Genomic DNA, 24,824 nt, shown 5'->3' on the forward strand with positions numbered 1-24,824 from the left:
ATCGGTGAGCTGGCGGCCGCGCATGTGGCCGGTGTGTGGTCGCTGGACGACGCGTGTGCGGTGGTGGCCGCGCGGGGCCGTTTGATGCAGCGACTTCCCTCCGGTGGTGCGATGGTGGCGGTCGAGGCCGCGGAGGAGCGGGTCCTGGAGGCGATCGCGGGCCGCACGGGTGTCGGGATCGCCGCGGTGAACGGTGTGAACGCGGTCGTGGTGTCCGGGGTCGAGGACGACGTGCTCGCCGTGGCGGAGGAGTTGGCGAGGGCGGGGGCGCGGACCAAGCGTCTGCAGGTCTCGCACGCCTTCCACTCGCCGTTGATGGAGCCGATGCTGGCGGAGTTCGCCCGCGTCGTCGGCGCGGTCGACTACCAGCAGCCCCGCCTCCCCCTCGTGTCGGCGCTGACCGGCCGGGTGGTGACGGACGAGGTCACCGACCCGGCCTACTGGGTGAAGCACGTCCGCGAGGCCGTCCGGTTCAGCGACGCGGCGAACGCCCTGCGCGCCGCCGGTGTCAGGACGTTCATCGAGATCGGCCCGGACGGCGTCCTGTCCGGCATGGGCCCGCAGACCCGCACCGACACCCACGGCGACGCCGCCGACGAGGTCTGGATCCCCCTCCTGCGCCGGGGGCGTGACGAGCCCCGCGCCCTGCTCACCGCTCTCGCCAAGGCCTACGTCCGCGGCGTGCCGGTCGAGTGGGGCGAGCTCTACGCGGGCACCGGTGCCCAGCGCGTCGACCTGCCCACGTACGCCTTCCAGCGGCAGCGCTACTGGCTGCCGGCCGGATCCGTCGCGGTGGACGCGGCGGGGCTGGGCCAGTCCCCGGCGCGGCACCCGCTGCTGGGCGCGGCGGTGACGCTTCCGGCCAGCGGCGGCCTCGTCCTGACCGGGCGGCTGTCGCTGGCCCGGCAGCCGTGGCTGGCCGATCATGTGGTGGCCGGTCGGGTGGTGGTGCCTGGAGCCGCGCTGGTCGACATGGTGGTGCGCGCGGCCGACGAGGCCGGCTGCGGCCGGATCGAGGAACTGCTGATCGAGTCACCGCTGGTGCTCCCCTCCCAGGGCGGCGTCCGGGTGCAGGTGACGGTGGACGAGGCCGACGAGGCCGGTCACCGCGCGGTGGCGGTCTACGCGCAGACCGAGGACGCGACGCTCGCGGAGGAGTGGACCCGTCACGCGGCGGGCTCGTTGGCCCCGGCCGAGGTGACGGCCGACGGCGCGCTGACCGAGTGGCCGCCGGCCGGCGCCGAGGCCGTCGATCTGGACGGGTTCTACCCGGGCCTGGCCGCCGGCGGTCTCGCCTACGGTCCGGTGTTCCAGGGGCTCCGCGCGGCCTGGCGGCGTGGCGGGGAGCTGTTCGCCGAGGTGGCGCTGCCGGACGGCGTGAGCGCGTCCGGGTTCGGGTTGCACCCGGCCCTGCTGGACAGCGCGCTGCACGTGGCGGGCCTGAGGGCCGACGGCGGCGACGTCTTGACGCTGCCGTTCGCGTGGAGCGACGTGACGGTGCACGCGTCGGGCGCAGTGGCGGCGCGGGTGCGGGTGGCGCCGGCGGCCTCGGGCGAGGGCGTGTCGGTGACGCTGGCCGACGCCGCGGGCGAGTCGGTGGCGTCCGTGGGGTCGTTGGTGCTGCGGGCCGCGTCGGCCGAGGACCTCGCGGGCGGCGCGGGCTCCGCGGCCGGGTCGATGTTCGGGGTGGAGTGGGTCCCCGCCGCCGCGGTGGCGGCCCCCGGAGGGTCGAACGGCCGGTGGGCCGTCCTCGGGGAGGAGCTGCCCGGCGCGGAGTCGTACGCCGATCTGGCCGCGCTACTGGCGGCCCTCGGCGCGGGTGAGGCCGTTCCCGAGGTCGTGGTGGCGCGGGCTGTGCCCACGCCGGACCCCGACGATGTCCCGGGTGCGGCGCGTGGCGCCGCCGTCGGCGCGCTGGAGCTGGTGCAGGAGTGGCTGGCCGCGGACGCGCTGTCGGCGTCGCGGCTGGTGGTCATGACCGAGCGCGCGGTGGACGCGGGCCCGGAGGCGCTGGTGGAGATCGCGGCCGCTCCGGTCTGGGGTCTCGTCCGAGCGGTCCAGGCGGAGAATCCCGGCCGGGTGCTGCTGGCGGACCTGCCGGACCTCTCCGCCGACATCGTGGAGTGGCTGCGGGCAGGCGTGGCGTCCGGCGAGCCGCAGTTCGCGGTGCGGGCGGGCCGGCTGCGCGTGCCGCGACTCGTGCGGGTGCCGTCCGCGCCCGTCCCGGCCGGCACCGTGGAAGGCCGTGCGGGCACGGTGCTGGTGACCGGCGCGTCGGGTGCGCTGGGCGGACTGGTCGCCCGGCATCTCGCGGCGACCGGACGGGCCGGGCGGCTGCTGCTGGTCTCGCGTCGCGGCATCGACACCGTCGGGATGCCGGAACTCGTGGCCGAGCTGAAGGAGTTGGGCGCCGACGTCAGTGTGGCCGCCTGTGACGTGGCCGACCGTGACGAGCTGGCCGGGGTCCTGGACGGCGTGTCGCTGACGGGCGTCGTCCACGTGGCGGGAGTCCTGGACGACGGGGTCGTCGCCGCGCTGACCCCGGAGCGGCTGGCGGCGGTCATGCGTCCGAAGGTCGACGCGGCGTGGCACCTGCACGAGCTGACACGCGGTCATGACCTGGACACCTTCGTGCTCTTCTCGTCGATCGCCGGTGTGGTCGGCAACGCGGGCCAGGCCAACTACGCGGCGGGCAACACCTTCCTGGACGCGCTGGCCGTCCACCGGCGCTACCTCGGACTGCCCGCCGTGTCGCTGGCGTGGGGGCCGTGGGAGCACGGCATGGCCGGCGAACTCACGGACGCCGACCGTCGGCGGATGGCCCGCCTGGGCGTGCGTCCGCTGTCGGACGCGCGCGGGCTCGCAGTCCTGGACGCGGCCGCCGGCCGGCCCGAGGCGCTGCTCGTGGCGGCCGAGCTGGACCTGCCCGCGCTCCGCCGCTCCGGCGACGTCCCGCCGCTGCTGTCGGGCCTGGCCCGGGCGGCGCGGGACGGCTCGCACATCCGCCGCACGGTCGGTCAGCCCACCGCCGGAGACCAGAACGCGCTGGCCGCGCGGCTGGCCGCCCTGAGCCCGGACGAACAACGGGAGACTGTGCGGGAGTTGGTCCTGTCGCAGGCGGCCCTGGTGCTGGGCATGTCCGGACCGGGCAGCCTCGACGCGGACCGGTCCTTCCGCGACGTCGGCTTCGACTCGCTCACCGCCGTCGAACTGCGCAACCGCCTCGGCGACGCCACGGGCCTGCGCCTGCCGGCCACGGCGGTCTTCGACTACCCGACCCCGGCGGCGTTGGCCGGGTTCGTCCTGGCCGAGCTGGTCGGTGAGGGCGGTCCCGCCTCGGCGGGTTCCGCGCTCCGGACGCGCGGTCGCGCACCGGTGGATGACGACCCCCTGGTGATCGTCGGGATGGCGTGCCGGTTCCCGGGTGGCGTGTCGTCGCCCACCGAGTTCTGGGAGCTGCTCGCGTCGGGTGCGGACGCCATCGGAGAGTTCCCCGCCGACCGCGGCTGGGCGACGGACGTCTACGACCCGGACCCGGAGGCCGCCGGCAAGAGCGTGTCGCGGGAAGGTGGATTCCTTTACGACGCCGCGGACTTCGACGCGGAGTTCTTCGGGATCAGTCCGCGGGAGGCCGTGGCGATGGATCCGCAGCAGCGGCTGCTGCTGGAGGCGTCGTGGGAGGCGTTGGAGGACGCGGGAATCGATCCGACGGGGTTGCGGGGCAGCGCGACCGGTGTGTTCGCGGGGCTCTTCTACCACGACTACCTGCCGTCGCACTTCGTGCCGGAGGAGGTCGAGGGGTACCTCGGCACGGGTGGGACGGGGTCGGTCGCCTCGGGGCGGGTGGCGTACGCGCTGGGTCTGGAGGGGCCGGCGGTGACGGTGGACACGGCGTGTTCGTCGTCGCTGGTGGCGCTGCACCTGGCGTGCCAGTCGCTGCGCTCGGGCGAGAGCTCGCTCGCGCTGGCCGGCGGCGTGACGGTGATGTCGACGCCGGGTACCTTCATCGACTTCTCGCGGCAGCGCGGCCTGGCCCCGGACGGTCGCTGCAAGGCGTATGCGGAGTCGGCGGACGGCACCGGCTGGGGCGAGGGCGTCGGCGTCCTGGTGCTGGAGCGCCTGTCCGACGCACGGCGCAACGGCCACAAGGTGCTCGCGGTGGTGGCCGGTTCGGCGGTCAACCAGGACGGTGCGTCGAACGGTCTGACGGCGCCGAACGGTCCGTCGCAGCAGCGGGTGATCCGGGCGGCGCTGGCCAGCGCGGGCCTGTCGGCGAGCGACGTGGACGTGGTGGAGGGGCACGGGACGGGGACCCGGCTGGGGGACCCGATCGAGGCCCAGGCGCTGCTGGCAACCTACGGGCAGGACCGGCCGGCTGACCGGCCGCTGCTGCTCGGGTCGGTGAAGTCCAACATCGGCCACGCCCAGGCCGCCGCCGGTGCCGCGGGCGTCATCAAGATGGTCGCCGCGATGCGGCACGGGATCGTGCCCGCGACGCTCCACGCGGACCAGCCGTCCTCGCACATCGACTGGGAATCGGGTGCGGTCCGGCTGGTGACCGAGGCGCAGCCCTGGCCCGACGCCGAACACCCGCGGCGCGCGGGGGTGTCGTCCTTCGGGTTCTCCGGGACCAACGCGCACGTCATCATCGAGCAGGCGCCCGATCAGGGCGCCGTCGACTCGCCCGCCGGCGGTGTTGTGCTCCCGGTCGTGCCGTGGGTGGTGTCGGGACGCACGGCCGAAGGTCTCGCCGCGCAGGCGGGACAGCTGACGGCCTTCGTCCAGCAGCAAGACGTCGACCTGGCGAGCGTGGGTTGGTCGCTGGCGACGTCGCGGGCGGCGCTGGAGCACCGGGCAGTGGTATTGGGTGCGGACCGCAACGAACTGGTCTCCGGACTAAAGGAGTTGGCCGGGGGGCGCGAGGCTCTGGGTGTGATCTCCGGCGCCGTGGGTGGGGTCGGCAAGGTCGGTTTCGTGTTCACCGGGCAGGGTGCGCAGCGGATCGGGATGGGTCAGGGGCTGTACGCGGCGTTCCCGGTGTTCGCCGAGGCCTTCGACGCGGTGTGTGCCGGTCTGGCCGAGCATCTGGACGGCTCGTTGGCCGCGGTGATTCGTGGTGAGGGCGAGGGTCGGATCGACGAGACGGGGTGGGCGCAGCCGGCATTGTTCGCGATCGAGGTCGCGTTGTTCCGGCTTCTGGAATCGTGGGGTGTGTCGCCGCAGGTGGTGGCGGGGCACTCGATCGGTGAGCTCGCGGCCGCGCACGTGGCCGGTGTGTGGTCGCTGGACGACGCGTGCGCGGTGGTGGCCGCGCGGGGCCGTTTGATGCAGCAACTCCCCTCCGGCGGTGCGATGGTGGCGGTCGAGGCCGCGGAGGAGCGCGTCCTGGAGGCGATCGCGGGCCGCGCGGGTGTCGGGATCGCCGCGGTGAACGGCGTGAACGCGGTCGTGGTGTCCGGGGTCGAGGACGACGTGCTCGCGGTGGCGGAGGAGTTGGCGCGGGCGGGGGCGCGGACCAAGCGTCTGCAGGTCTCGCACGCCTTCCACTCGCCGTTGATGGAACCGATGCTGGCGGAGTTCGCCCGCGTCGTCGCCTCCGTCGACTACCAGCAGCCCAGGCTGGCGATGGTCTCCGCCCTGACCGGCGAGCCGGTCACCGACGAGGTCACCGACCCGGCCTACTGGGTGAAGCACGTCCGCGAGGCCGTCCGCTTCTGCGACGCGGCGAACGCCCTGCGCGCCGCCGGTGTCAGGACGTTCATCGAGATCGGCCCGGACGGCGTCCTGTCCGGCATGGGCCCGCAGACCCGCACCGACACCCACGGCGACGCCGCCGACGAGGTCTGGCTCCCCCTCCTGCGCCGGGGGCGTGACGAGCCCCGTGCCCTGCTCACCGCTCTCGCCAAGGCCTATGTCCGCGGCGTGCCGGTCGAGTGGGGCGAGCTCTACGCGGGCACCGGCGCCCAGCGGGTCGACCTGCCCACGTACGCCTTCCAGCGGCAGCGGTACTGGCTGACCGCGGTCGGCGGAAGCCGCGCCGAGGACCTCGGCCTCGGCACCCCCGCCCACCCTCTCCTGGGGGCGGCCGTCGAACTGCCGGCGACCGGCGGCATCGTCCTGACGGGGCACCTGGCGCTGTCCGCGCAGCCGTGGCTGGCCCAGTCCCTCGTGACCGGTCGCGTGGTGGTGCCCACGGCGGCGCTGGTCGACATCGCGGTGCGGGCCGGTGACGAGGCCGGCTGCGGCCGGATCGGGGAACTGACCGTCGAGATGCCGTTGGTGCTTCCGGAGCGCGGCGGCGTGCGCATCCAGGTGACCGTCGGGGAGGCCGATCCCGCCGGGCTGCGGGAGGTCACGGTGTTCGCGCGGGCGGCCGAGGGGGAGTGGGTGCGGCATGCGTCCGGCACCCTGGCCCCGGACGCCGAGGAGACTGCCGGTGGCGACGCCCTCGCGGACACGGCGGCGTGGAGCGTGCAGTGGCCGCCCACCGGAGCCGAGGCGGTCGACGTGGACGCGCTGTACGAGCGGCTGGCGGCCGCCGGGCACGGGTACGGGCCGGTGTTCAGGGCGGTCCGGACGGCGTGGCGGCGTGGCGACGAGGTGTTCGCGGAGGTGGCGCTGGCCGAGGGGACCGACGTGTCCGGGTTCGGGGTGCACCCCGTCCTGCTGGACGCCGCGGTGCAGCTCGTCGGCCTGGAACAGCTGGAGCCGACGGCCGGGCAGGGCCTCTTCCTGCCCTTCGCGTGGAGCGACGTGGTCGTTCACGCCTCGGGCGCGATGGTGGCGCGCGTGCGGGTGGCCCCGGCGGTCTCCGGCGAGGGCGTGTCGGTGACCCTGGCCGACCAGGCCGGACAGCCGGTCGCCTCGGCCGGTTCCGTGGTGCTCGGGCCGCTGGCCGTCGGCACCCTGGACCAGGCCGCCGGGGTGGCCCGTGACGGGCTCTTCCGGGTGGACTGGGTGCCGGTCGGCGCCGCGACGGAGGCGTCCGGGGAGCCGGGCCGTCCGTGGGCGGTGCTCGGCGGCGACGGTGGTCTGGCCGTGCCCGGTGCCGTGGCGTACGCGGACGTGCCGGACCTGGTGGCCGCGGTGGAGGCGGGTGCACCGGTGCCGGGTGCCGTGCTCGTCTGCTGCACCCCCGACCCCACCCCCCTCCCCGCGAACGTGCCGGCGGCGGCGCGGGCCGCCGTGCTGCGCGTGCTGGAGGCGGTCCGGGACTGCCTGTCGGCCGGCGCCCTCGACGGGTCGAAGCTGGTGGTGGTGACCGAGTGCGGTGTGGACGCGGGTGGGGGCGCGGGCGTGCGCCTGGAGAGCGCGGGCGTGGTCGGACTGGTGCGTGCGGCCGCCGGTGAGCATCCGGAGCGGATCGTGCTGGCGGACGTCGCGGTGCTCGCGGACTCCGGGGCTCTGGTCGCGGCCGGAGCGGCGCTGGGGGAGCGCGAGTTCGCGGTGCGCGACGGGGAGGTGCGGGTGCCGCGACTGGCGCGTGCGGCCGACGCGAACGACCCCGGCCCGAACGAGCGCGACGCAACCGACCGCGACGTAACCGACCGCGATGCAACCGACCGCGACGCAACGGATCCCGACGCAACCGACCCCGGCCTGAACGACCCCGACGCGCCGCCCGCCGCCCGCCGTCCCGCCACCGTCCTGGTGACCGGCGCCTCCGGTGCGCTCGGCGGGCTGGTCGCCCGGCACCTGGCGGTGACCGGGCAGGCGGAACGGCTCCTGCTCGCCTCCCGCCGCGGGGTGGCCGCCGCCGGCATGCCCGCGCTGGCCGCCGAGTTGGCGGGCGCCGGGACGGACGTGCGGGTCGTGGCGTGCGACGCCGCCGACCGCGCGCAGCTGGCGAGCGTCCTGGACGGCGTGCCGCTCACCGGGGTCGTCCACACGGCGGGCGTCCTGGACGACGGTGTCCTCGGCTCGCTCACCGCCGACCGGGTCGAGCAGGTCATGCGGCCGAAGACCGACGCCGCCTGGCACCTGCACGAGCTGACCCGCGACCTGGACCTGGACACCTTCACCCTCTTCTCGTCGGTGGCCGGCGTCTGGGGCACCCCGGGCCAGGCCAACTACGCGGCGGGCAACACCTTCCTGGACGCCCTGGCCGCCCACCGGCGCCACCTCGGTCTGCCGGCCGTGTCGCTGGCGTGGGGGCCCTGGGAGCAGGGCATGGCCGGCGAGCTCACCGAGGCCGACCGCCGGCGGATGGCCCGTCAGGGGCTGAAGCCGCTGTCCGCGTCCGAGGGGCTCGCCCTGCTCGACTCGGCGGCCCGGGCCACCGACCCGCTGCTGGTGACGGCGCGCCTGGACCTGCCCGCGCTGCGCCGTCCCGGGAGCGTCGTTCCCGCCCTGATGACCGGGCTCGTCCGCCCCGGCCGGCGCACGGTGGGACGCTCCGCCCCGGAGGCCGGGAAGAACCTGCTGAACCAGCTGGTCGCGCTCCCGCCCGAGCAGCTGGAGGAGGCCGTCCTGAACCTGGTCCTGACCCAGGCGGCCCTGGTGCTCAACCGGCCCGGCTCCGAGTCCATCGAGGCCGCGCGGTACTTCCGCCAGCTCGGGTTCGACTCGCTGACCGCGCTGGAGTTCCGCAACCGGATCACCGGTGCCCTCGGGCTGCGACTCCCGGCCGCGGTGGTCTTCGACTACCCCACGCCCGTGGAGCTCGCCCGCTACCTCCGGGACCGGATCGCCGAGCAGGAGATCGACTACGAGCCGGTGCTGAACGAACTCGACCGGCTCAAGTCCCTGCTGACCGCGATCGCCCGGCGGGGCGGTCAGAAGGCGAAGATCACGAGCCGTCTCGAACACCTCCTGGAGGAGTTCCGCGGCGCGGACCCGGACGGCGCCTCCTCCGACGAGGACGGCCCCTCCGACGAGGACATCATCGGGGCGACGGACGACGAGATCTTCGACCTGATCGACAAAGAGCTGGGGATCTGAGCGGTCGGGCACCGGCGGGAAGACCGGCGGGCCCCAACGGACCTGGAATGGCAGAGGAGTGACGTGATGATTTCCGCGGAGGGGCGCAAGCCTGCGGATCCGGGGGACGACGCGGGAGTCTCCCCCCGGGAAGAAGCGCTGTGGCTGTTCGAGTCGCTGGTGCCGGGCACTCCCGTGAACAACCTGTCCGCGGCGTTCACCGTCGCCGGGCGGGTGGACCCGCTGCGGCTCAACGCGGCGCTGGCCGTGGTGCTGCGCCGCCACGAGGCGCTGCGCACCGTCTACACCAGCGACGGCACCCGGCTGGCCAGGCGGGTGGTCGGCCCGGACGAGTTCCGGGTGGACCTGGTGCAGGTCGCGCTGGCGGGCGAACCGAGCGAGGCCGACCTCGCGTCGGTGACCGCCGCGCCGTTCGCCCTGGACGGCGGGCCGATGCTGCGAGCGGTGCTCTTCCGCGCCCCGGACACGGACGTCCTCTGCGTGACGGCCCACCAGTTGGTCTTCGACGAGGCGTCCGTCCCGCTGTTGCTGACGGACCTGGCGGCCGCGTACGAGAGCACGGCCGGCGCTCCCACGGCCGACGCTCCCACGGCCGACAGGGACACGGCCGGCTGGGCCGGGCCCGTCCCGAGCCGGGAGAGCCTCGCCTTCTGGCGCGAGGAGCTGGCCGGCGCGACCACCGACACCATGGAGCTGTCCTGCACCGAGCCCGAGCCGGACCGGCCGACGCTGGCGGCGGCGGAGGTCGTGCGCACCCTGCCGGCCCGTACGGTGGCCGGGGTGCGCGGCCTCGCCGCGGAGCTCGGCGTCCCGGAGTCGGCGGTCCTGCTGGCCGCCTACTACGTGCTGCTGGAGGCGTGCGGCGCGGGGCCCGACCTGCTGGTGGGCCTCCCGGTCGACGTCCGGCCGGAGCACGCCGCCCGCGCGATCGGGTACCACGTCACCCATGTGCCGCTGCGGCTTCGGCTGGACCGGGCGGAGAGCGTCCGCGACCTGGTGCGCCGCAGCGGGGAGCGGCTGCGTGCGGGCGTGGCGCACGCCGACGTGGCCGTGGACGCGCAGGCGGACCTGCTCCCGGCGGCGCCGTCCGGCCGGCGCTCGCTGCCCTTCCGCCACGTGTTCGAGCACCGGACCGGGAGCGGTCCCGCCGCGTTCGCCCTCGACGGCCTGGCGGCCAGGCCGTTCGCCGCGGGGAACGGCTTCGGCAAGTTCGACTTCGACCTGCGCGCCACGTCGACCGAGGACGCGATCGCGCTGCGGGCCGTCTACCGGACCGAGCTCTTCGAACCGGCCCACGCCGAGCTGTTGTTGGAGCGCTTCGCGGCGGTGCTGTCCTCGTTCACGGACGACGCGGACCGGGCGGTGGCCGAGGTCGAGTGGTGGTGCGAGCGGGACCACGAGATCGTCGGGGCGGCGAACGACACCACCCGGCCGGTCGAGCCCGCCTCGGTGCTCGAAGCCGTCCACGCGCAGGTGCTGCGCTCGCCCGGGGCCGTGGCCGTCGTCGAGGGCGACCGCTCGGTCGGGTACCGGCGGTTGTGGAGCGCGGCGCACGTCGTGAGCACCCGTCTCCGGGAGGCCGGCGTCCGGACCGGGGACGTGGTGGCGGTGGCCCTTCCGCGCGGGCCGGAGCTGGTCGCGGCGGTCCTCGGAACATGGCTGGCGGGCGCGGCGTACCTGCCCGTCGACACGGCCCACCCCGAGGAGCGGATCCGCTACCAGCTGTCCGACTCGGCCGCGCGGGTCCTCGTCACGACCGCGGACGCGGCCGGCGGCCTGGCACAGGCCGCCGAGGACGGCCTGGTCCTGCTGACCGCGCCGGCCGTCGAGGACGCGCCGGAGCCCGGGCCGGGCACGGAACCGGGCACGGAAGCGGGTGCGGAAGCGGGTGCGGAACGGGCAGCGGCCGACGCCGGGCCCGTCGCCGTGGACCCGAAGGCCTGCGCGTACCTGATGTACACCTCGGGCTCGACCGGCCGGCCCAAGGGGACGCTGATCGACCACGCGGCCCTGGCCAACGTCGTCGCGCACTTCGCCGAGCAGTTCGGTGCCTCGGCCGGCGACACCACGCTGTGGACCACGACGTTCGCGTTCGACATCTCCGGCCTCGAACTGTTCGTGCCGCTGGTCTCCGGCGGCCGCCTGGTGGCCGCCCCCGACGCGGCCAGGAGCGACGGCCGGGTGCTGCGGGAGCTGATCGAGCGGCACGGGGCGCGGTTCGTCCAGGCGACGCCCACGACCTGGCGGCTCGTCATCGACCGGGTGGCGGACTGCCTGCGCGGTCGCGGCGTCATCGTGGGCGGTGAGCCGGTGCCGTTGTCGCTGGCCCGGCGGCTGGTGGCGGCCGGCTGCGTGCTGCACCACGCCTACGGGCCGACCGAGACGACCATCTGGTCGACGTCACGCGCCCTGGTGGACGAGCCGCAGGGCCGCTTCGACGTCGGCAGGCCGATCCGCAACACCAAGGTCCACGTCGTCGACCGGCACGGCCGCGACCTGCCGGTGGGTGTCCGCGGGGAGCTCTGCATCTCGGGCGTCGGCGTGGCGATCGGGTACCACGGCCGGCCGGACCTCAACGCGCAGCGCTTCGGCGAGCACCCCGTGTACGGGCGGTTCTACCGGACGGGCGACGTGGCGTGCTGGCGTGCGGACGGTCTGATCGACCTGTTCGGCCGGAGCGACCGCCAGGTCAAGCTCCGCGGCAACCGGATCGAACTCGGCGAGATCGAGGCGACGCTGCTGGCCCACCCCGAGGTCGGCGGCGCTGCGGTGATCATGGTCGGCGACCCGAGCGCGGACGCCGTGCTGATCGGCTGCCTGGAGCCGGCCGCCGGCCCGATCGACACCGCGAGCGTCTGGGCGCACGCCCGCGCGCGGCTGTCCCGATCGATGCTGCCCGGGGACCTCGTGACGGTCGACTCGATGCCGCTCAACGGCAGCGGGAAGGTCGACTACCCCGCGTTGCAGCGGATGGTGGAGGCCCGGCGCGCGGCCGCGGCCCGGCCGGGCCGCGGTCCCGTCCCGGGTGCTCCGGACCGCGCGGACCGCGCGGACGACCCGGACGGCCCGGACCTGGACGACCTGACGGCCCAGCTGACGGGGCTGTGGCGGAGCATCCTGCAGGACGAAGGGCTCGACGCCGACACCGACTTCTTCGCGTCCGGCGGGAACTCCATGCTCGCCGCCCTGGCGATGCAGGAGTTCCAGAACCTCAGCGGGGTGTCGATCAGCCTCGCCGAGGTGTTCGAGCGGCGCACCCCGCGGGAGCTGGCCGCCGCCGTCCGGAACGCGGCGCGGCGCGAGGAGACGCGACGGGAGGCGGCGGCAGCGGTCGGCTGACGGAGGCCGGGGCGGGCGCGCGAAACGGCCCTGCGGGGTGTCCCGCAGGGCCTGCGCCCCGGCCCGACCGCCGTTACTGCTCGCCCTGCCCGTCGGCGCCGAGGTAGGCGAGGACGGCCCGGACCCTGCGGTTGGTGTCGTCGTCGTTGGCGAGCCCGAGCTTGGCGAAGATCGTGGTCGTGTACTTGCTGATGGAGCCCTCGCTGAGGAAGAGCTGGTTCGCGATCGCCGTGTTGGAGAGCCCCTCGGCCATCAGCGCGAGGACGGAGCGCTCCCGTTCGGTGAGGGTGGCGAGGGGGTTGGCCCGCATGGGCCGGCCCAGCAGCTTGGCGACGACCGTGGGGTCGAGCGCGGTGCCGCCGTCGGCGACGCGGTGGACGGCGTCCATGAACTGGCCGGCGTCCAGGACACGGTCCTTCAGCTGGTAGCCGATGCCACCGTGCCCGTCCGCGAGGAGCTCGCGCGCGTACAGCTGTTCCACGTGCTGGGAGAGGATCAGCACCGGCAGCCCGGGGATCTCCCGGCGCGCGGAGAGCGCGGCCTGGAGTCCTTCGTCGGAGAACGTCGGCGGCAGCCGGACGTCGACGATCGCCGCGTCCGGCCGGAGGCCGACCAGTGCCTCCAGCGCGGCGGGCCCCGAGTCGACGGCCGCGACGACGGTGTGGCCGTACGCCTCGACGAGGCGCACCAGCCCGTCGCGGAGCAGGAAGAGGTCTTCGGCTACGACAATTCGCACGGCACCGCCACGGTGATACGAGTGGGTCCTCCGGCCGGGCTGTCGATCTCCAGGCGTCCGCCGAAGGCTGCCATGCGGCGCTCGATGCCGGTCAGTCCGGACCCTGTGGATGCGGCGGCTCCGCCGATTCCGTCGTCGCTCACGGTAGCAGTGAGCATCCGCGCCGCGTAGCTGAGTTCGACCTTGACCCGTTCGGCCCGGGAGTGCTTGGCCACGTTGGCCAGCAGTTCCGCGACGGAGAAGTAGACGGCCGACTCGACGGGGCGTTCGGGGCGCGCGGGCACCTGGCTGAAGACGTCGACCTCCACGGAGGAGTCGAGGGCGAGGGCCCGCAGGGCGTCGACCAGGCCGCGCTCGGCGAGGACGGGCGGGTTGATGCCGCGGACGAGCGAGCGCAGCTCGGCGAGCGCGGTGGCCGACGTGGCGCGGGCCTCGGCGAGGATCGCCTTCGCGGCCTCGGGGTTGCTGTCGACGAGCTGCTCGGCGGCGCCCATCGACATGCCCATCGCCACCAGCCGGGCCTGGGCCCCGTCGTGCAGGCCCCGCTCGATGCGTTCCAGTTCGGCGGCCTGGGTCTGGGTCAGGTCGGCGCGGATCGCCTCCAGTTCCTCCACCCGGCGCCCGAGCCGGGTGCTCGGGACCGGCCCGAGGAACCGGCGCGCCATGGGGCGGAGGATGCGCCAGGCGAAGGGGGCACCGGCCAGGCCGGCCACGATCACGGCGATGCCGTAGCCGGTGAGACCGGGCGTCAGGGCCATGTAGCCGCCGTAGCCGAGCGCGAGCAGCGGCAGGGCGGCGACCGGCAGCACGGTGACCGAGGCGACCAGGGCCCACATGCCGTCCCAGTGCAGCTGCGGGTCGTGGAACCGGGCGTGCATCTTGGCGCGCCGGCGGGCCTCCCGCTCGGACTTGTGGTACTCGTGGCCGTCCCACCAGAAGCCCGTGGCCATCCGGGTGACCGGCGGGACCGGGCGGTAGGTCACCTGGATGTCCAGGTCGAGCCAGTTCGCCGCGCACCGGCGCGCGGCCTTGGCGAGCGCCCGGCTGGTCAGCGGGTGCACGACCCACAGCGAGACGGCGACCCAGAGCACCACCACCAGGGTCTCCCCGAGGGTGGCCAGCGCGCGGACGGCCAGGGGGGCGGACAGTCCGTCGGACCAGGAGTAGGCCAGCGCGGAGCCCCCCACCGCGACGGGCACGGCGACCACGGGCATCACACAGGTGAGCCCGGTCAGCACCACGGACCGGTAGAGCCCGAGCCCGATCTCGGTGCCCCACCGCAGGGGATCGCCCCCTCGACGTCTCCTCATCGGCCAGTTCCTTTCGCAGCGGTGATCATTGTGTCAGCGGGGGGCCGGGTCCGGGACCCGGTTCGGGAACGGGCCGGGGGCTGGGCCCGGTTCGGGACCGGCCCGTTCTACGCCGGATGGCCGGATACCGCGGGCGGTCCGGCCATCTGAGGGGCGGAGCAGGTCCTCAGCACGTCACTTCTTGGCGGGGGCGGGGAAGGCGGCGCTCAGCGCGGAGCCGCGGGTGATGACGGCGACGCCGATCAGGGCGAGGGCGGACAGGCCCTGGATCACGGCGTACCACGCCGGGCAGAGGCCGGGGATCAGGTCCACGCCGATGATCGCGATCGGCATGATCGTGGAGAGGGTGCGCAGCCGGTCGAAGGCCTTGTAGGAGCCCTGGGCGGCGCGGACGGTGAACCGGTGGAGCAGGAAGGTGACCAGGAACAGGATGGCCCCCCGGATCCACATGAACGGGCTCGCCTCGTGGCCGGTGAACGCCATGACCGCGACGGTGCCGAGGACGATGGCGCCGACGGCCCCGAAGAGCGTGATGCACTTCTTCACCGTGTCGAATGCGTCCTGGGTGCGGGAGTCGCCGAGCTGCGCGGTCGCGGTGGTGATGTCGCCGGTGTTGGCCATGGTGGTCCTTCTCCTTCGTGTCGTTGTGCTACCGACAGTACGGATCGCCGGGCCGGCCCGACATGGGTCTGTCCGTACGGGTGGGTGGGGCTGGACCCACTCCTCGGCCGGCGCCCGGAAGTCGGTGTTCAGGGCGTTCAACTGCCGCACGCGGCAAGGCTGTTGGGAACGTTACGATCCTGTGCGAGACCAGGGCCGGGTGCGCTCCCCCGTAGCACCCGGCCCTTCCCTCTTTCGGCCGGGGCCGACCGCCCCCGGCGGGAGGGGAATCGCCGCGCGCGCCTCGTCGAGGAACAGAGACCAGAGAAGAACTGGAACCCCGACCCCAGAGAAGTGAGGGTGATCATGAACGACAACGGTGGACCCAACGTGTTCCTCACCGGCTCCGCGGCGCTCACCGGTGCGGCGCAGCTGCGCCACGTGGCGGACGTCGACGTGCCCAAGGTGAAGGTCCCGCTCGGCAACCGCCACGAACACTTCGAGGCCACCTCCGAGACCACTCTCGTCGACGACCGCGAGCTGCGGGTCTTCGTCTGGACCCACAGCACGTACGTGGCGGAGTGACGCGTCGGGGACCTTGAGCGACCCGCACGCCGAAGCCGTGCACCGTCCGCCCGGACGGTGCACGGCTTCGCGCGTGTCACCGGCGGCCGTCCGTACCGCGGCCGATGTGTCACAGGGCGATGGAGCGCGTGCCCGCCGTGCTCGCGCCGTCGCCCGACTCGACCCGGACGATCCCGTGAGCACCGGGACGCCGGAGTTCCCGGCCGAAGCGCGGCAGCTCCCGCAGTCGACGGCTGTGCGACCGGCCGTGACCGGCTGACGCGCAGCACCGGAGCGGGGACACGCGAAACCGCCCCCCAGGGCCCCCCCCCCTCTGGGAAACCAAACAAAAAAACCAGGAACACACACAAACGCCCGCGGGGGGGGGGGGGCCGGTGGGGGGGGGAACGAGGGGGGGGGGGTCGTCTGCTCCGCCCCCCCCCTCCCCCGCGTCCGGGAACTCCGGGATGGTGTAGAAGGGGAAGACCAGGTTGCGGCGGTCGTTGGTGGCGCGCACCGTGTAGTGGACGTCGATGTAGAGCGTGCCCTCGTCGACGCTGTCGAAGGCGATCACCACGTCGTCGACCTCGATCCGGGGCTCCCAGCGTTCCAGCGCGATGCGCACCTCGCGCGCGATCCGCCCGGCGGTGGTGCTGTCGCCCGGGGCGAAGACGTACTCGTGGATGCCGCAGCCGAACTCCGGTCGCATCGGCCGTTCGCCGGGGGCGGTGCCGAGGATGAGCCGGATGGCCTCCGCGATCTCGCGCTCCCGGTCGACCATGCCGATGCCGCCGGTGGCGTTCACCCGTAGCGGGAACGCCCAGCCCCGTCCGATGAAGCCGCTGGTCATACCGCCCCTCCGATCAGCACGTCGAACGCGCCGGCGATGATGGTGGCGCCGCAGGTCGTCTTGTCGCCCATGCGGGCCGCGGGCAGGCCGCCGATCAGCGTCACTCCCCCCGTCACCGTGCCGAGTTCGGGCTCGACGAGGTTGGCGGGGCCCATCTCCACGTGCGGGACGCAGGCGTGGACCGTGCCGACCACCGCGGCGGGGCGGCCGCCGATCAGCACGGTCGCCACCCTGGCGGCGCCCGGCGGCGGGGTGGTGAGGGCGCCGCCGTGATCGGTCATGTCGCCGGTCCGGGCTGCGGGGGGCATGTACGGTCTCCGTTTCCGATGTGCTGATGCGCCGATGTGTCGTTGCGCCGTTGCGCCGTTGCGCCGATGTGCTGATGTGCTGATGCGCCGATGGTGCGAAGGGTGCCGATGCGGTCGCGGGGCGGTCCCTGTGCCGCCCCGCAACCCTCGGCAACGTCTGATGTCCCGTCAATTGATGTGCACGAAGGCCCCCTTGAGGACGGCCTGCGCGCCGCCGTCCACGGTGACCGCCGTGGTGCCCCGGACGGTGACCGAGCCGCCGCGGATGTCCACCGTCCCGGTGCCGGCGTCCAGGGTGATGCCGGAGGCGGTGAGCCGCACCATGCTGCCGGGCCCGGCGCCGGGGCCGTGGACGTTCAGCACGATCTCCCCGCGCTGCTGGTCCAGCCGGACCTCCAGCTTCTTGTCCCCGCTCGCCAGACGGACGCCGGAGGCACCGCCCGGCACGTCCAGCAGCTCCAGCCGGTGGCCGGAACGGGACACCAGGGAGCGGCGGTTGACCTTGCCGGCGGCCCGGTCGACCAGGGGCACGTCGTGCGGCGAGGGCTGGTCCACGCCGTTGTAGAGCCCGCCGAGGACGTACGGGCTGTCCAGGTCGCCCTGCTCGAAGCCGACCAGCACCTCGTCGTTGACCTCGGGGCTGAACACCCCGCCGCCGCCCTGGCCGCCCCACTGCACGGTGCGCACCCAGTCGGAGACGTAGGTGTCGTCCAGCCAGGGGAACTTCAGCTTCACCCAGCCGCGCTGGCCGCCGCCGGGCTCCCGGACGTCGGTGACCACGGCGACGGCCAGGCCCGGCATCCGCGGCCCGCGCGGCGGCGCGTTTCCGCCGGTGACCAGCCCGGCAAGCGACCGGTCGGGCGAGGCGCTGACCACCACGGTGGTGCGGTAGCCGCGGAACGGTTCGAGGAGGTGGCGGGCGCCGGTGACGGTGTAGCGGCCGGAGAACGCGGCACCGACGTTCCCGAGGGCGACGGCGGTGCCCGCCCGCAGCCGGGGGTTGCCCTCCACGACCGCCTCCAGCTCGCCGAAGCCGGCCGCCGTGGTGGCGGCCAGCGAGCGGGCCGCGGCGGCTGTCTCCGCCTGGGTGCGGTACGGGGTGTCGGCGACGGTCAGCTTGGCGCGGCCGGGGAAGGCGGCGGCCGCCGTCGAGGGGCTCATCCCCGGGAGCACCGTCCGGGAGGTCACCGAGGGCTCGGTGGCGACCAGGGCGCTCTTGGTGGTGACGTTCCAGCCGCGCGCCTCGACCGTGTCCGCGCCGGCGGCACCGGTCAGCACCCCGCGCAGCTCCAGCAGGTTGCGGCCGTACTCCAGCACCATCGGGTTCTGCGGCGCCGGGGTGGAGGGGGCCGGTGCGCCGGACGCGGGCGTGGGGCTGACGAACTCCAGCCTGCCGTCGTCGTCCACCCGCACCTGCGCACCGCTCTCCTGCGCCAGGAACTGCAGGAAGTCCCAGTCCGGGACGTTCGCCTGGGACAGCTGCTGGTGGACCACCGGGAAGGAGTCGACCCGGCCGCAGGTCAGGCCCGCGCCGGCGGCGACCTGGCGGACGATGTCGGCCGTCGACATGTTCCGGAAGGCCTTCACCCGGCGCCCGCGCATCAGCCGGTGGGTGACCGCCGACGCCCGGACCACGGTGTACGAGCCGGTGGTGTCCACCTCCAGCTCCAGCGCGGTCACCTCGCCGGTGAACAGCCTCACCCGGGTGTTGCCCTGCACGGTCACCACGGAGACCCGCAGCGTGGTCCCGATGGTGATCCCGGTCGCGGAGAGGAAGGTGTGGTCCGCGTCCCGGAAGCTCAGCACGGCGGTGTCGGGCAGGCCGACGCTCTCCTCGATGTCGCAGGAGACGAGCTGGGCCGCCCAGACCGGCGGCAACGGGCCCGGCGCCTCCACCACCGGATCCGCGGCGAAGGGCCGGCCGCCCCGGGCCTCGGGAGTCGTCATCGCCGCCCGCCCCGGGTGAGTTCGTCGATCCCCGGCACGATCAGCTCCTCGCCCGGCACCAGGGCCATCGGGTCGTCGATGTCGTTGGCCTCCGCGATGGTGCGCCAGGCCGTCGCGTCCCCGTACGCGCGCCAGGCGAGCAGCGGCAGGCTGTCGCCCGCGATCACCCGGTGGGTGCTGCGGGCCTCCGGCGAACCCGAGGTCGGGTTCTGGCCCGCCGGATCCACGCTCGCCTCGTCGATGGAGAGCGAGCAGACGGCCCGCAACGGATTGCCGTTCACGTCGAAGAGCGTGTAGGTGACCGACAGGCCGGTCAGCACCCCGTTGAACGAGGTCGTCTTCAGGGTGCCCCAGTCCAGTCGGATCCACGGACTGGCCGGCGTCTTGCGCGCCAGACTGCTCGGGGTGGGCACGCAGGCCGTCATCAGCTTCTCCACCGCCCGCTCCACCGAGCTGTCGTGGGTCGCGGTCGAGTCCAGGAACACGTCGAGGGAGAGCGAGCGCGGGCCGCTGCCGACGAACTCGGGCAGCGCGGACTGGCCGGCCATCCGGGACGGCGTGCGCCGCCACTCGGTGGTCTTGCGCAGCACCAGGGTCGCCGGGTTGAACTGCAGCTGGAGCTGCGCGAGCGCGCCGCCGGGCTGGGCGCCGACCGTGGACGGCGGCTCCATGATGGTCAGTTGGGCCCGGGTGACGCTCGCGGGGACGGCCGAGGGCATCCTGGTGCTCCTTCCGGTGGGTGGGGGGGCGGCGGGGGACTTCAGGGGGACTTCCGGGGGACTTCCCGCGGGCTCCGGGGGACTTCCGGGGCGGCGGCCCGCGGTCGGCCCCGGGATCAGGACGGGCGCAGGCCCGCGTGGGCGATCTCCAGGGTCTCCATCGCCGGCTGGGAGCTGGAGGGGTCGAAGGACGGCCCCTCCCACCGCACCGGGACGATCCCGAGCACCTGCCAACCGACGATCCGGCTCAAGTCCGGCCGCAGCGCCACGATCTCCCCGTCCTTCGGCTCCACCTTCCGGACGATCTCGCTCAGCCAGCGGGCGATCTTCGTGGTGTCCGCGGTGACCGCCCGGGTCAGCGTGATGTTCGTCCAGGTGATCCGGCCCGGCAGCTGCCAGGCGAAGCCGTTGTTGCCGCCCTCCGCGTACTGCTCGATCTCGACCTGGGCGCCGAGGCCGGAGCAGGTGGTGAACTCGCCCAGGTCGTTGCCGCCGATGGTCAGGCTGAAGAACACACTCGTCGCGAAGATGTTGTCGGTCATCGGTTCCGCATCCTGATTCCCTCGTCGTGCCTGGTGCCTGGTGCCTGGTGCCTGGTGCTCGGTGCTCGGTGCTCGGTGTTCGGTGTTCGGTGTTCGGTTTCCGGTCGGGTCGCCGCGCTCGGCGCTCAGCGCCGCCCGTCGTACGGCCGCCCGCTGCGCTCCCTCCCCCGGCGCAGCTCGGTGCGCAGCAGCCGCCCGACAGGTTCGACCAGGCGGCGGGCCAACTCGTCCAGGTCGCCGAGCCCGTGGCCGCCGGTCTCGGCCGGCGGTCCGCCGGTGTGCGACGGGGAGGCGCTCCGGGAGGGCGAGGCGGCCGAAGTGGTGGACGCGGTCGTGCCGGACGATCCGGGCGAGCCGGTCGCCGGCGCGGCCTGCACGGTGGTGGGCGTACGGGCCGGCACCGCCGTCAACGGCACCCCGGTCAGGCCCGTCTGCTCCGCGAACCGCTGCAGCACCTGCGCCGTACCGGGCGACGGCGGCGGGGCTCCGGCGGGTCGTACGGCGGGAGGAACGCTCACGGCCTGCGACACGACCGGTGAGGACGGCGGCAGGGGCGACAGCTGTACCGGGGGCCGCGGTGCCGGGGACTGGTGCGCGGCCCGGGTGTGGGCGGGCAGCCGCTGGAGCGTCGGCGCCGTCACGGGAGCGAGCCGGACCACGGGCGGGCGGGCGGCGGCCACCGCCGCGGGCCGCGCAGCCTGCGCAGTACCGGCACCCGCACCCGCACCGGCACTCCCGCCGGCACCCGCACCGCGGCCGGGCTCAGGGCGCCCGGCGGAGACCGGGGAGACGGCCCGCTGCACGACCGGGGCACTCGCGCTCGGCACGGCCGACGCCGGGGTGGGGCCGAGCGGCAGCGGACCGCCCGGCGTTGACGGACGAGGCGGCGCCGGCTTCGGCCCCCTGCGCACCCGTTGCAGCACGCCCGCGACACCGGTCACCGCGTCCGTGGCGACGCTCGTGCCCGTGGCGACGCCCCTGCCCGTGCCCGTGCTCGTGCCCGTGGCGGCGCTCGTGCCCGTGCCCGTGCGCGGGCCGGACGGCCGACCCGGCAGCGCTGCGGCGGCGGGTGGCTCCGAACTCCCCTGCGGCGACGGCTGACCGGCCGCCGGTGGAGCGTCCCTGCGTACCGGGTCGCGGCGCCGCCGCGCCCGTTGCAGCACGCCTCCGAGGCCCCGCGCCCCAGCCGCACCGGACACCGCACCGGACCCTGCGGCGGCCGTCGGCACCGGCGCCGGGCCCTGCCCGACCGCCGCCCGGTCGCCCCCGCCATCCGCCGCGCGAAGTCCGCGCGCAGCGTGGGGCGTGGAGGCCCCGGACGACCGGACCGGCTCCGCGGTGGAGCCCGCCGCGCGAGGACGGTCCGGGCTCGGCGACGCTCCGGCCCGCCCGGCAGCCGTACCGCTGGTCCCCGTAGCCGGTACGTGCCGCGCCCGCACCGCCCGCTGGACGGCCGGGGCCTGTTCCCCGGCGGGTTCGCCGTCCGCACCGGACCGCAGCGCCCTGGGCCAGACCGCCGGGACCACGGGTGGCGCGGGCGGCGCCGCGCCCGCGCCGGGGCGAGTGCCCGGCCCGGTCGCGGGCGAGGCCTGCGGGGCGGCGGCGAGGGTGTACCTCACCGGGCGCTCACCGATCAGCCCGCGCCTGGGGCCGGTGCGCGTCGCGGCACGCTGGACGCCCCAGCCGCCGGCCACCGGCCGCGCGGGAACCGTCGGAGCGGGGCCGGCACCGCCTCCCTGGGGAGTGCTGTGCGGGCCGGGGGCGCCGGCGGGACGAGTCCGGGCCGCGGGGACGAGGGGCTGCGGCGGGACGACCGGCGGGTGGTCCGAGGCGGGGCCGGGCTTGGAGCCGGTGGCGGGGCGAGGCGCGTCGGCCTGCGTCGGACCACCCGCCGCCGGTCCGTTCCCGGTGCGCTCCGCGGGCGCCGGGCGTTCGCCACCGGGCGGTGTGCGTCGCTCGGCCGAGCGCCCGTCACCGCCGGTCTCGGGCCGGACGGACGGCTCCGACGGGCTGCCGCCGGTCCGCCGGGCCACGCGCTGCACACGCGGTCCCCCCTCGGCCGGGGGCGGTGCGGCAGCAGGCCCGCTCCGACCTGCCGAACGCCCCTCCCCACCGGACTCGGACCGGCTCGACGGCCCCTGCGGAGCCTCACCGGGCCGCTGGACGGCGCGCTGCACGGGCAGCCCTTCGCCGACCGCCGGCAGGGCAGCCGGCGTGGCCCGGCCCGCCGAACTCCCGGTGCTCCCGCTCCCGCTCCCGCTGCCCGCCGTCGGGCCGGTGGTCCGGCGGACCGGCGCGCGCCCGCCGAGCAGCGGGGCGGTGCGGCCCGGTGCCGTCGCGGTCGGCGGCAGCGCGTCGAGGGGCGCGCCCAGGCCCACCCGGTCGCGGGTGGTGGGAGCCGGCTTGGGACCCGGGTCCGGCCGTCCCTGGCCGAGTCGTTCGGGGACCGGGGCCGACGACGGGTTCGCTGCAGACCGGTTCGCGGAAGACGGGTTCGCGGAAGGCAGGTTCGCGGGAGTCGAGCGGGTGCCGGCTCCGGAGGGCGTGCGCTGGACGGGTGCACCGTCGGCGGGCCCACGACCGGAGCGGGCAGGTGCGGGGTGCTCCGGCCCGCCCGCCCCCGTGGCGGGGCCCGCGCCCGCCGGGACGACCGGCAGGGCGGGCCCGGCCGGGGCGGTGCCCGGTCCCCGGGGGCCCGGGGAGGTCACGGGCACGGCACCGGCGGGCAGCGCGGTCAGGGGTGCGCCGAGGACCGGGCGGGCGGCGGGCGAGGCAGGCTGCCTCCGGCCTCCGGCCTCCGGCGCGACGGCCTCCGGTGCGGCGGCACGCTGGATGACGCCTTCGCCGGCCGGGCCGCTCCGCGTCGGCTGGGCGGTCCGCGCCGGGCCCGCCGCCGTTTCGGTCGCATCGGTCGGATCCGCGCCACGGCCCGTCGGCTCGGCGGCGCCGCCCTGCACCCGGCCAGGGACCGTGGCAGGGGCGGGGACCCGGACTGCGGCCACCGGGCGCGTGGCAAGGGTGCGGGGACGGCGTGCCACGGTCAGCGGTCGGCCGACGGATCGGGGCTGCACCGGAGGCACCGGACGCGCCGAGGGATCGCCCGTCTCGCTCCGACGCGGGGTCTCGCTCCGCTGCGGGGACGCGGCGTCCGTCGCGGGCGTCGGCCGGCCGCCGTCGCCCCCGTCCGGAGCGCCGACGGTCGACCGCTCGGCCCCGACCGAGGAGGCCGGGCGTGTCGCCCGGCCCGCCACGCCGGACGCCCCGGCCGCGCGCGGCGCCGAGCGGACGGGCAGACGGCGGATCGCGGCGGCGCGCTGGACCGGTCGCGCTCGCCCGAACTCCTCCGGCCCGGCGTCCGGTTCGGCCTCCGCCGCTGCCGGGGCCGCCGGAGCGGCCCGCAGGACGAGGTCGTCCCCGCCCGGGCGGCCGACGGACGGGCCGACCGGCCGCGCCACCGCCCGCAGGATGCCCGCCGGGGCGGAGGGCAGGACGGCGTGGCCGAGCGGGCCGCTCAGCGAGGGGTCCTGCCAGGAGGCGAGCCGGGACCGGAACCGCAGGCCGTCGCTGACGCCGGGCGCCCTCCCGGCCAGGGTCGGGGTGAGCGGCCGTACGGCGCGCCACCCCCCGTCGCCGGGCGCCGGACGACGCCGGGCGGCCTCACCGGCCCCCGCCGCACCCGCAGCCCCCGCCGCCCCCGCAAGCCCCGGTGCACCTGCAGCCCCCGCCGTACCCGCAGCACTCCCCGGGCCCGGCCCGGCGTCCGCCGCACCGCCGGAGGCGTGGCCGGCCCCGGCGTCACCGGCGTCCGGACGGGCGCCGGCCCCGTCCGTCCGTCGGCGGCCGATCCAGTCCCGCAGCCCCACCCCGCTCACCCGCCTTCGCTGACACGGGTGTTGATCCGCGCGATCTCGCGCACCCACTGCCCGCGCTCGCGGTGGGTCAGGTCGAGGATGTCCTCCCGCTGCCAGTGGAAGTGGTAGGCGATGTACGCGATCTCCTCGTACAGCCGAGCAGGCGCGTACGTCACGATTCCCCCAGGCGCCCACCGGCGAGGTCGACCTCGAAGGCGCCGTCGCAGTGCGGGCAGGTCACCGCGGCGCGCGTGTGGCCTTCGCTGTTGATCCGCTGGTAGAGGTCCTGGAGGAACGCCACGTCGGTGGCGTACATCCGCTCGACGACCCCGGCGTGCACGTCGCTGATGTCGCCCAGCCTGGTGATCACGTGGCTGAGCAGCACCACGCTGAGGTAGGCCGGGTTCTCCTTGACCCGCAGGTCGATCTGCGGCATCAGTTCGTCGCGGGCGGTGGCCAGCCGCATGGTGCCGTGCCGGTGCACGGTGCCCTCGTCGTCGACGTAGCCGAGCGGCAGCTCGAACTCGAACTCGGTGTGCGGTGCCCGCCGTTGGGGCCCGGACGGACCGGGGTACCCGGGCGGCCCGGCGGGCTGCTGTGCCGGCGGCGCGGTGGTCTGCGCGGCCGGGGCCCGTTCGAGGAGTTCCTCCAGGCCGATCTTCCGCCTCACTCTACGCTGATCTCCTCGAACACGATGGTCACGGTCTCCGACGCGGCACTGGACTCGCCGGCGGTGAGCGTGGGGCCCTCCCAGCGGCTCGCCCAGGCGTTGGTCAGCTGGATGCGCCGCAGGGTGGCGCCGGTGGTGTCCTTGACCTCGATGGTGAGGTTCTGCCGTGCGGTGTTGATCGCCCCGTTGTTGAGGGTCTCCTTGATCCAGTTCGAGAACGCGCTGCTCTTGTCGAGGCCGCGGGTGATCGTCACCTCGCCCGGCATCCGCGCGCCGGGCTGCTTGCGGACGATCAGTTTTCCTTCCTGGGTCACCTGCTTGTACTCGACGACCTCCTGGTCGACCGTCAGGTTGCTGATCTCCTTGACGGACTCGACGTTGTAGCCGCCGAGTTGGACGCCGAAGATGTGTGTGGAGAGCGGATCGCCTTCAGCCATGGCTAGTTGTC

Annotated in this window: 14 protein-coding genes and 1 pseudogene; 3 read left to right on the top strand and 12 right to left on the bottom strand. The window is 75.3% G+C overall.

The window, feature by feature from the left end; all coding sequences use genetic code 11:
* Both ACZ6Y7_RS35090 and ACZ6Y7_RS35095 read left to right on the top strand, forming a co-directional pair.
* On the top strand, window positions 1-8,940 hold an 8,940-nt coding region (locus ACZ6Y7_RS35090; protein WP_465762007.1), incomplete at its 5' end, for an SDR family NAD(P)-dependent oxidoreductase.
* Window positions 8,941-9,006: 66 nt separating this feature from the next.
* Window positions 9,007-12,279 carry a non-ribosomal peptide synthetase gene (locus ACZ6Y7_RS35095; RefSeq protein ID WP_465762008.1) on the top strand — a complete coding sequence of 1,091 codons (3,273 nt, stop codon included), beginning with the start codon at window positions 9,007-9,009 and terminating at the stop codon, window positions 12,277-12,279.
* Between the two features lie 73 nt (window positions 12,280-12,352).
* On the opposite strand, the gene ACZ6Y7_RS35100 is transcribed toward ACZ6Y7_RS35095, so the two are convergent.
* The 3 genes from ACZ6Y7_RS35100 to ACZ6Y7_RS35110 form a co-directional block, all read right to left on the bottom strand.
* Window positions 12,353-13,015 carry a response regulator transcription factor gene (locus ACZ6Y7_RS35100; protein WP_380328884.1) on the bottom strand — a complete coding sequence of 221 codons (663 nt, stop codon included), beginning with the start codon at window positions 13,013-13,015 and terminating at the stop codon, window positions 12,353-12,355.
* Window positions 13,000-14,325, bottom strand: coding sequence for a sensor histidine kinase (locus ACZ6Y7_RS35105; protein ID WP_465762009.1), 1,326 nt, complete (start codon window positions 14,323-14,325; stop codon window positions 13,000-13,002). The genes ACZ6Y7_RS35100 and ACZ6Y7_RS35105 overlap by 16 nt, the downstream gene beginning before the upstream one ends.
* 174 nt (window positions 14,326-14,499) lie before the next feature.
* Window positions 14,500-14,946, bottom strand: a complete 447-nt coding sequence (locus ACZ6Y7_RS35110; RefSeq protein ID WP_465762010.1) for a hypothetical protein — start codon at window positions 14,944-14,946, stop codon at window positions 14,500-14,502.
* 345 nt (window positions 14,947-15,291) lie between these two features.
* Here ACZ6Y7_RS35110 and ACZ6Y7_RS35115 point away from each other — a divergent pair, with 345 nt between their 5' ends.
* Window positions 15,292-15,510, top strand: coding sequence for a DUF5988 family protein (locus ACZ6Y7_RS35115; RefSeq protein WP_465762011.1), 219 nt, complete (start codon window positions 15,292-15,294; stop codon window positions 15,508-15,510).
* A gap of 418 nt (window positions 15,511-15,928) precedes the next feature.
* Here ACZ6Y7_RS35115 and ACZ6Y7_RS35120 read toward each other — a convergent pair.
* The 9 genes and pseudogenes from ACZ6Y7_RS35120 to ACZ6Y7_RS35160 form a co-directional block, all read right to left on the bottom strand.
* Window positions 15,929-16,339, bottom strand: a pseudogene (locus ACZ6Y7_RS35120) (GPW/gp25 family protein); the annotation flags it as partial.
* Window positions 16,336-16,647, bottom strand: coding sequence for a PAAR domain-containing protein (locus tag ACZ6Y7_RS35125; protein ID WP_402225541.1), 312 nt, complete (start codon window positions 16,645-16,647; stop codon window positions 16,336-16,338). The gene ACZ6Y7_RS35125 and the pseudogene ACZ6Y7_RS35120, both read right to left, overlap by 4 nt.
* 168 nt (window positions 16,648-16,815) lie before the next feature.
* Window positions 16,816-18,594: a VgrG-related protein gene (locus tag ACZ6Y7_RS35130; RefSeq protein ID WP_465762012.1), complete on the bottom strand. Its 1,779-nt coding sequence runs from the start codon at window positions 18,592-18,594 to the stop codon at window positions 16,816-16,818.
* Entirely contained in the window at window positions 18,591-19,313 is a 723-nt protein-coding gene (locus ACZ6Y7_RS35135) for a CIS tube protein (protein WP_465762013.1), read from the bottom strand. Before ACZ6Y7_RS35135 ends, ACZ6Y7_RS35130 begins: the two co-directional genes overlap by 4 nt.
* Before the next feature lie 116 nt (window positions 19,314-19,429).
* Window positions 19,430-19,855: a phage tail protein gene (locus ACZ6Y7_RS35140; RefSeq protein WP_465762014.1), complete on the bottom strand. Its 426-nt coding sequence runs from the start codon at window positions 19,853-19,855 to the stop codon at window positions 19,430-19,432.
* Between the two features lie 125 nt (window positions 19,856-19,980).
* Entirely contained in the window at window positions 19,981-20,373 is a 393-nt protein-coding gene (locus ACZ6Y7_RS35145; RefSeq protein ID WP_465762015.1) for a hypothetical protein, read from the bottom strand.
* 3,350 nt (window positions 20,374-23,723) lie between these two features.
* Complete coding sequence (locus ACZ6Y7_RS35150; protein WP_360509020.1) at window positions 23,724-23,882, bottom strand: DUF6760 family protein; 159 nt, start codon at window positions 23,880-23,882, stop codon at window positions 23,724-23,726.
* A complete protein-coding gene (locus ACZ6Y7_RS35155; RefSeq protein WP_465762016.1) occupies window positions 23,879-24,376 on the bottom strand; it encodes a hypothetical protein in 498 nt (165 codons plus the stop codon). Before ACZ6Y7_RS35155 ends, ACZ6Y7_RS35150 begins: the two co-directional genes overlap by 4 nt.
* Window positions 24,373-24,813: a phage tail protein gene (locus ACZ6Y7_RS35160; protein WP_350524442.1), complete on the bottom strand. Its 441-nt coding sequence runs from the start codon at window positions 24,811-24,813 to the stop codon at window positions 24,373-24,375. The genes ACZ6Y7_RS35155 and ACZ6Y7_RS35160 overlap by 4 nt, the downstream gene beginning before the upstream one ends.
* Window positions 24,814-24,824: the final 11 nt, after the last annotated feature.

The organism is Kitasatospora sp. NPDC053308 (genome assembly GCF_055585785.1).

What these genes read in the sequence shown, in the direction of transcription:
- ACZ6Y7_RS35095 (WP_465762008.1), top strand. Translation starts at nt 9,007, where the DNA reads ATGATTTCCGCGGAGGGGCGCAAGCCTGCGGATCCGGGGGACGACGCG.
- ACZ6Y7_RS35160 (WP_350524442.1), bottom strand. Translation starts at nt 24,813, where the DNA reads ATGGCTGAAGGCGATCCGCTCTCCACACACATCTTCGGCGTCCAACTC.
- ACZ6Y7_RS35125 (WP_402225541.1), bottom strand. Translation starts at nt 16,647, where the DNA reads ATGCCCCCCGCAGCCCGGACCGGCGACATGACCGATCACGGCGGCGCC.
- ACZ6Y7_RS35140 (WP_465762014.1), bottom strand. Translation starts at nt 19,855, where the DNA reads ATGACCGACAACATCTTCGCGACGAGTGTGTTCTTCAGCCTGACCATC.
- ACZ6Y7_RS35130 (WP_465762012.1), bottom strand. Translation starts at nt 18,594, where the DNA reads ATGACGACTCCCGAGGCCCGGGGCGGCCGGCCCTTCGCCGCGGATCCG.
- ACZ6Y7_RS35115 (WP_465762011.1), top strand. Translation starts at nt 15,292, where the DNA reads ATGAACGACAACGGTGGACCCAACGTGTTCCTCACCGGCTCCGCGGCG.
- ACZ6Y7_RS35110 (WP_465762010.1), bottom strand. Translation starts at nt 14,946, where the DNA reads ATGGCCAACACCGGCGACATCACCACCGCGACCGCGCAGCTCGGCGAC.
- ACZ6Y7_RS35135 (WP_465762013.1), bottom strand. Translation starts at nt 19,313, where the DNA reads ATGCCCTCGGCCGTCCCCGCGAGCGTCACCCGGGCCCAACTGACCATC.
- ACZ6Y7_RS35105 (WP_465762009.1), bottom strand. Translation starts at nt 14,325, where the DNA reads ATGAGGAGACGTCGAGGGGGCGATCCCCTGCGGTGGGGCACCGAGATC.